Here is an 8,225-nt window from a genome sequence, read left to right on the forward strand (position 1 = left end):
CAAATAATGAAAAGTGCATAATGCATAATGCAAAACACCAATACCCGTATTTCCATGCATAAATTCATGGTCTTGAGGTTGGCTATCCTTCCAAAAAAGCGTAGAATATAAATTGAAAGTATTCCCATGTAGAGGCACGATTAATCGTGTCTCCAAACCACAAGCAAATAATGAAAAGTGCATAATGCATAATGTAAAACTCCAATACCCGTATTCCCATGCATAAATTCATGATCTAAGGTTGGCTATCCTTCCAAAAGCGTAGAATATCAATTGAAAGCATTCCCATGTAGAGGCACGATTAATCGTGTCTCCAAACCACAATCAAATAATGAAAAGTGCATAATGCATAATGCAAAACACCAATACCCGTATTTCCATGCATAAATTCATGGTCTTGAGGTTGGCTATCCTTCCAAAAAAGCGTAGAATATAAATTGAAAGCATTCCCATGTAGAGGCACGATTAATCGTGTCTCCAAACCACAATCAAATAATGAAAAGTGCATAATGCATAATGCAAAACGCCAATACCCCTATTCCCATGCATAAATTCATGATCTGAGGTTGGCTATCCTTCCAAAAAAGCGTAGAATATCAATTGAAAGCATTCCCACTTAGAGACGCTCTTTATAGCGTCTCACGACCCACACAAAAAATTGTATTACACCAATTTGTTTTAAGAAAAAAACTTCATCAAATTGATAGTTCTATGTGACGCTGTCTCATAACACATAGAACAGTGGGGGTTTATTGAATAGCAATTAGAGGTAATCAAGATATGATTAATGCAATGTCAAGAAAGCGTTATGTAGAAGCATTCTCATCTGTTGAGAGTATTATTTCAGATATCAAACAAAGAATATCCACTGAATTTATAAGAAGTAACAAACAAATTAATAATATAGATTAAATTATGAAAAAGTATAATCTAGGATCTCATTTAGGTACTGACGATATAGCTTATGCGAATTTATCAGGAGGATCTGTCATCGGCAAAGAATTATTCTATGACAGTTGTGAAGACGGTAGAGGAAGACAATTTTTATCAGATGGAGTATCATTTAATTACATAACGCCATTTACTCTATCCGAATTTGAAGAAAGAAAAGAGATATTACGAGAATATGATTTATTAAAAGGAGGTCCATTTGCTTGTCGTATATATGTTTTTTCACTTAGAATGTACGACCTTTTGACAAAGTTTAATTTAATGGAACATCGAGTCTTCGAAGGGAAAATACTATTTGGAGAGGAAATGATAGATGTAAAATGTATTCAATTTTTAGGTTGTTCCATTGAAAATTATTTTGATTTTGAATATTCTACTTTCAAAATTAAAAACGCTAAAGAAACTTTTGATAATGTAAAAAATACTTTTGAGACATTACCTGAGTTAGAAGAAGAATATATTAATAAATATGATAAGTATTATTCATGGGGATTTGAAAAAGCCGTTATGAAACCTAGCTTCAGAGAAATAGATATGTGTTATGATGGAGGGAATCAATTTTACGTTAGTGAACGTCTCAAAGAAGCATTAGAAGAAGCCAACTTTGAGGGCTTACAATTCAAAGACTGTGCAGTCAATTTCGAATATTCCGACGAACAATAGCATGGGTATTACATTAGTTTCTGATATAAAACAAAGAATATCCACTGAATTTATAAGAAGTAACAAAAAATTTATGATATAGATTAAAGTATGAAAAGGTAAATTAATCAATGATATTGAATAGTGTATGTATAAGTTAAAGAAAAAGATTCATCATGATAATTCTGAAGTAAAAGCTTACGGATCTTTATCTGGGAGTTCTGTTATAGGTAAAGAATTATTTTATGGAAGCTGTAAAGAAAGTAAAGGAAATAAGTTTTTAGCCGGTAATATTAATTTTAATTATATTACACCGTTTCTAATTTCGGAATTTGATAATCGAGAATTATTATTATCAGATTATACAAAATTGGAGTGGGGACCTGATAATTGTAATATTTTTATCTTCTCAGTAAAATTATATAACATAATTTCAAAGTTTAATCTAATTGAGCATAGATTATTTAATGGAAAGGTTTTACTAGGTGAGGGTTTAATTGATGTTAAGTGTTTACAATTTTTAAGTAACTCTATTGAGAATTACTTTGATTTTGATCATTCTACCTTTAGAATAACTAATTTAGATGAAATCAATAAATGTAATGTTAAAAATACTTATGAAACTTTAGGTGAATTATTGATAAAATATTCCGAAAAGTATAATGATTTTTTTATGTGGGAATTTGAAAAAGCAGTTATGAAATCAAGCTTTAGAGAAATAGATATGTGTCATGATAGAGGAAACGGTTTCTATGTAAGCGAACGTTTAAAAAATGCCCTTGAATCTGCTAACTTAGAAGGAATAGAAATCACAGAGTGTCCTATAAATTTCGAATATTCAGACGAACAATAACATGGCAATTTCATTAGATATAGTTCCTTTAAAATCCATAGAAGGTTTTTCATGGAAAGCATTTGCAGAAAGTTACCAACGTATTTATAATGATGCCTCTTTACTACAAGACGGTAGGATTGAATTTATGATGCAACCTCAAAAGTGGGAAGAGAATATCAGTTTGGAAAGTAACCAACACCTCATGGTAAAAGACTATCATCTTCCTATTCGTATACAAATAATAAGATATAAAGGAGCACCTGAATTTCCACATTTATATTGGTTGGACGCAACAGATTTAGGTGAAGCAAGTTGGGAAGATTTAGAACATTTTTGTGAAACTTGGAAAACACATGAATCGATCATAAAAATATCTACAGGAGATATACAAAAAGCAGCAGGAAAAAAGGTACTGGTAGCACTTTTACTCACCTTTTTAGAACTTTTTGATGGGTATTTAAGAGTACCTATAATGGAGGTTGACCAAAATTTTTGGAAGCATTTTGCTCCAAACACATCAGCAGGCTATTTTAAAAAAGCGTATTTAGAAGAAATGTATATGGATATTTTGAATAGTGATTCTTTAACTATTTAGAATTGAAAAATATTCAATTTATCAAACAAGCCAATCTACAACACTAGGTTGGCTTAATATTTTATATAGGTAAATCTACGTTTGTAGAGACGCTCTTTATAGCGTCTCACACCCACAATATTTTCATGAAAAGTGCATAATGAATAATTAAAAACACAATACTCATATTCCCATGCATAAATTCATGGTCTTGAGGTTGGCTATCCTTCCAAAAAAGCGTAGAATATCAATTGAAAGCATTCCCTGGAAACTTAAAAGAATCATTATATGTGAATTCTGTAAAAGGAAAAGTTGAAGTAAATAATTTTTTCACCAATGAAAGAGCAAACGAAATTTTTGCTTTAGATATTGATCAAGTAATTAAACTAAATAAAGAACAATAAAATGAATTATTACGAGATACATACTTTTGGTTTTGAGTGGAGAGCCCATACAAGAGTAGAAGATATGGAAGGAATCCCTACTCTTAATGAAGTGACTATTCAGAAAGATTATGAAGTGGATTGGGATAATTTGCCTAATAATACCCTATCAATGACTCTTTATAATTTTAAAACACAGCAAGAAGATTGGGAAGAGTTAGATCCTTTTAATTCTGATACAATACCAATTAATACAGGTATGATTGAATATGATGGAGGGTATCCACCAACTGCTCATATTAGTAATGTTAATGGTTTTATGGTTAGTGAAAAACTGAAAAACATTTTGAGAGAGTTTGATTTTCCACCCCATCAAATTATTAATATTGACCTAAAGAGTTGTTTGGATCTAAAAGATATCAGAAGGTTTTATTACTTTCATTTTGATTATAATCTTTATGATCACCTTGACTTTTCTAAATGTAAATACCAAATAAAAGATACTAAGGATAGAAGAAATATAAAGATTCTAAAAGAAGATTATGGTAGTAATATATCAATACACACTAGGAATGATTATAGAGATCAAATAAAAGCATTAAGGAGTGAAAAAATTCGTCCTATAATTATAGAATTTCACCTATCTGAAAATATTAATATACCGGATGTATCACAAAATAGCTTTATAGTGAATGAACCACTCCGTTTCCAACTAGATAAGTTAGTTGGTAAAGTAAAGGGATTTTATGGAGGAAATACTCCTATTAAACATCCTGTAATTATAGCTCCAGAAGAATAAAAAATTGTCAATTGAAGATACGATTTCATTAAGTGTAAGTCTATAATATATGGAAGGATTGGGTTATTAAGACCTGATCCTTTCTTTGTTTATCCCACTGTTCGTAATGTTAAGCGACAGCGTCATTACGAACTCACTCATTGTGATAGTTTGTAACTTATCACAACACCTCAAAAAAACTTTCTATACTTATTATTTCAGTACTTCAATCTGCAAAACAGCTAAAACCAACTTTGGGATCATTTTTGAAATACAGAAATCGTGCGTTGTAAACTCACACAATGTTTTAGTTCCGAGTGACGCCTTCGGCTTAACACCCGGAACAGTAGGGGAGTTAGAAACATTCTTAAAAGCTAATAATGATTGGTTTGAGATAATATTTAAAAAGAACTTAGAATTATGAGATTATTAAAAAAAATTAATGAAGTGTCATTAATAAGAAATTTTGATAAAATTTATATAAAAAAAATGAAAAAGGACTTTATATACTTTCTGATAATGAATTGAAACTGTTGGCTGAAGGTGAAATAGATTCTTTTACAATCTTCAATAATATTATAGTTTATCAATTAATGAATGATAGCTCAAATATTTTTATTTTCAAAAATGGTAAGTCTAAAATTATTATGAGTGATATAAATTTAGAATTTAACATAACATCAGAAGTTTTAATTGATAATAAATTACCTATATATTTTACTAAAACAGATAATTTAATACCAGAAGGATTATTTCTAATTGACAAAGACCTTACAATAAAAAAGACAACTCTGACAAATGTTTATACTACTAAAACTAATCAATTTTATTTTAATAAGTCTAACAAAAAAGTTTTTTCTTATAATTTAGATCATCAAAAAAAAAATGAAATTGATGTTAGTAACTGTGGTAACTCCATAATTGAAGGTACAAATTATTATAATGAAATATATGGAGATTTATTTTGGTTTAATGAATTATTATTTGTCCCATTAAGAAAGGGACAATTATTAGCATTAAATTCCATAGATGGTAAGAAAGTATGGTTCTGGGAACATGATCGTATTGGAGCATATGGTCAAATAGGTAATAAAATTTATAAACAAGATGGTAAGGAAATTTTTGAATTGTCAACAGATGATGGCATTTTAATTAGAAGTTTCAAATTTTCAAATGAAACTATATTAGATGGATTTTATGCTTCAGGACCAATTTGGGTTTATGAAGATGTAATTATAGTCGTAGATGTATTATATGGTAAAATTTGTATGATAGATAGATTAGAATTTAAAATCTTAGATTATTTTATTATTGGTAAAAAAATATCATTTGATACTAATTCAATCGTATGGTTTAAAGAAAAATTGTACATTTTGGATTTAGAAAATGTGCTACATATTTATGAATGATTAAATCTTGCAATTGTGGAACAAGTTAATAAAAAGAATCTCCCCAAAATCAATTTTATAGTTATCAATGTTATATAATAAGTTAAACATATAAATAAATATCCCCCTTCCCATCCACCAAAGATGCGAAGGGGGATTTTTAATTCTACTCCCTAATTATTAGAGCCACACGATTGAAATCATGGGCTTAAGAGTGGCTATCCTTCCAAAAACGATCCAAAGAAAAATTGAAAGCATACCCTTGTAGAGGCACGATTTATCATGTCTCCAAACCACAAGCACGAACCACAGTATTTTAATGAAAAGTGAATCAAGAAGAATTAAAAAAACTCCAATTATTATTTTTCCTTCCAAAAATTACTCTATGATAATTTCTAGTCTTATCAACCTCTTCATTTAAACTCATTCTCAATTATTTACAATAATAACTGTTTGAATTCAAATAAAATTATCAACTTTGGGATTCAAAATACTACTGTTGAATACAAAAACTAAATACGATGATACTAGAAGAATTAGCCCAATACCAAGATGATTTAATAAGATTATTTTCTCGTTATGGTTTAAATTTATTACAAGGAATCGGCTTTTTTCTCATTGGTAATAATATTGCCAATCGAATGGTCAGACTTGTGACCAAACAAATAAAAAAGAAATCACAGAATCATGCTTTGATTGATTTTGTACATTCCCTCACAGCTATTTGTTTGAAGGTAATCATTTTTATTGGTGCCATAGATATGGCAGGGGTAGAGTCAACTTCCTTTATTGCAATGCTTGGATCGGCAGGTCTTGCGGTAGGTTTAGCATTACAAGGCTCTTTAGGCAATGTAGCAGGTGGAGCTTTACTATTAACGTTACGTCCTTTTAGAAAAGGAGATTTTATAGAAGTGAATGGTCACGTCGGTACAGTGTTGGAAATAGGTCTTTTTGCTACAACTATTCAAACCCCAAGAATGCGTCAAGTTTTTTTACCCAATGGAGCATTAGCAGGGGGAATAGTAAAAAACTACACGAAAGAAGGTATTGCCAGAGTGGATGTTCCCATAGGAATCTCCTATGGAGCTGATATTAAAGAAACGAGAAAAGTTTTATTGGCTGCCATACAAGAGGATGATCGAATTGATTACAAAGAAATGGACCCACATGTTGTGGTGACCAATTTGGGAGATAGTTCTGTAGATCTACAATTGAGAGCATTTGTAAAAGCAGAATATTACTGGGATTTCTTATTTGAAACTCTTGAAAAATGTAAGATTGCTTTGGATGAAAATAAAATTGAAATTCCTTTCCCACAACGTGTTTTACGCATAGAAAAAGAGGAGAATACGAATATAGAAAAAATGCCATTTGATATAATGGCGTCATTAGCATAACATGTAAATTAAGTGTGGTAATTTAGAAAGTCATATCTAGTATTAGGTATGGCTTTTTTCATGTAGAATTCATCGATATTTCTTAATTTCATTTTCGATAATAAAATTAACCCTTATTGATGGATAAAATATGAAAGCAATAACGTTTCATTCAAAAACAGATTCTTTTCAATTAGAAGATATTCCAATGCCAATACCAGCTAAAGATGAGGTTAGAGTAAAAGTAAAGGCTTGTGGAATCAACCCTGTTGATGCAAAAATAGTAGGTTGGAAAGGAATGGTTGCCGATACCATTACAGATCAATGGACCGTTGGTTTAGATGTTGTAGGAGTCATAGATGCATTAGGTGAAGAGGTAGAAGGTTGGAATATTGGAGACGAGGTCTTTTATCATGGAAATATGATTAAGCCACATGGAGGTTTAGCTGAATATGCGATTCATAAAGTCAATACTTTATTGGATAAACCTGAAGAATTAGCATTACTTGATGCAGCGGCAAGTCCTTGTGCTGGCTGGACTGCTTGGAGAGCGATTGTTGAAAAGCTAGAAGTCAATACTGAGGATAGTTTATTGATTATAGGTGGATCAGGTGGTGTGGGTTCATATGCTGTTCAGATCGCAAAAAATGTCTGCGGATGTAAAGAAATATATGCTGTGGCTTCTTCTCGGAATGAAGAATATGTCAAGAGTTTAGGAGCTACACATGTCATTTGTTATGATAAAGTAGATGTTATAGAAGAAGTAAAGCGATTGACAAATAATGAAGGAGTTATAAAGTCATTTGATACAATTGGAGACGATAATGATATCATTGCTGCTAACGTATTGGCTTTTAACGGTCATATGTTGGAATTAGTAGGAGTGGTTCGCCCAGATAGATATGAAAATGTATTTATGCGAAATCTTACTTTTCATCAATTGGCTTTAGGGGCAGGCCACGAAAATGGAAATGTTGGACAAAAAACAATTGTTGATGCAGGTATTGGTTTAACTACTGCATTAGTACAAGGTAAAGTAAAATCTCCTAAAATCACGACGGTTGGTTTTGAAGGGGCAATCGATACACTCAATAATATTTTAGAAAAAAGAGTCGTTGGTAAAGTTGTATTGACGCTATAATACATTAATTAGTTCTCATCCGTTTTTACACTTATCGAGTCATTATCATTCATTAAGGATTAATATTGTTTGAGTTGAAACATAAATTCATATAACACAGTATACTATATCAGAAGTTAGATGAATGCGCTTAGTAAATAAGTGATAAAAAAATTGA

10 protein-coding genes are annotated in these 8,225 nt (G+C 30.7%); 8 read left to right on the plus strand and 2 right to left on the minus strand.

The window, feature by feature from the left end; genetic code table 11:
• A partial coding sequence (locus tag ACXAHM_RS25795; protein ID WP_474966966.1) for a hypothetical protein occupies positions 1-183 on the minus strand: 183 nt, incomplete at its 3' end.
• A gap of 118 nt (positions 184-301) precedes the next feature.
• Complete coding sequence (locus ACXAHM_RS25800) at positions 302-508, minus strand: hypothetical protein (RefSeq protein WP_474966967.1); 207 nt, start codon at positions 506-508, stop codon at positions 302-304.
• A gap of 407 nt (positions 509-915) precedes the next feature.
• Between ACXAHM_RS25800 and ACXAHM_RS25805 the strand changes: the two genes are divergently transcribed.
• From ACXAHM_RS25805 to ACXAHM_RS25840, 8 genes are all read left to right on the plus strand, one after another.
• The gene (locus ACXAHM_RS25805) at positions 916-1,614 is read left to right on the plus strand and encodes a hypothetical protein (RefSeq protein WP_474966968.1); all 699 of its coding nucleotides are present in this window, start codon (positions 916-918) and stop codon (positions 1,612-1,614) included.
• Between the two features lie 127 nt (positions 1,615-1,741).
• Positions 1,742-2,446 (plus strand): hypothetical protein, encoded by a 705-nt coding sequence (locus ACXAHM_RS25810; protein WP_474966969.1) that lies wholly within the window; start codon positions 1,742-1,744, stop codon positions 2,444-2,446.
• Position 2,447: 1 nt separating this feature from the next.
• Entirely contained in the window at positions 2,448-3,023 is a 576-nt protein-coding gene (locus tag ACXAHM_RS25815) for a hypothetical protein (protein ID WP_474966970.1), read from the plus strand.
• Positions 3,024-3,253: 230 nt separating this feature from the next.
• A complete protein-coding gene (locus tag ACXAHM_RS25820) occupies positions 3,254-3,406 on the plus strand; it encodes a hypothetical protein (protein WP_474966971.1) in 153 nt (50 codons plus the stop codon).
• A gap of 1 nt (position 3,407) precedes the next feature.
• On the plus strand, positions 3,408-4,184 hold the full coding sequence (locus ACXAHM_RS25825; protein WP_474966972.1) for a hypothetical protein: 777 nt from the start codon (positions 3,408-3,410) through the stop codon (positions 4,182-4,184).
• Between the two features lie 512 nt (positions 4,185-4,696).
• Positions 4,697-5,572: a hypothetical protein gene (locus ACXAHM_RS25830; RefSeq protein ID WP_474966973.1), complete on the plus strand. Its 876-nt coding sequence runs from the start codon at positions 4,697-4,699 to the stop codon at positions 5,570-5,572.
• Positions 5,573-6,072: 500 nt separating this feature from the next.
• Positions 6,073-6,948: a mechanosensitive ion channel family protein gene (locus ACXAHM_RS25835; RefSeq protein WP_474966974.1), complete on the plus strand. Its 876-nt coding sequence runs from the start codon at positions 6,073-6,075 to the stop codon at positions 6,946-6,948.
• Between the two features lie 130 nt (positions 6,949-7,078).
• Complete coding sequence (locus tag ACXAHM_RS25840; protein WP_474966975.1) at positions 7,079-8,068, plus strand: zinc-binding dehydrogenase; 990 nt, start codon at positions 7,079-7,081, stop codon at positions 8,066-8,068.
• Positions 8,069-8,225 lie beyond the last annotated feature (157 nt).

This window comes from Flammeovirga sp. AWQ4_249 (assembly GCF_056161045.1).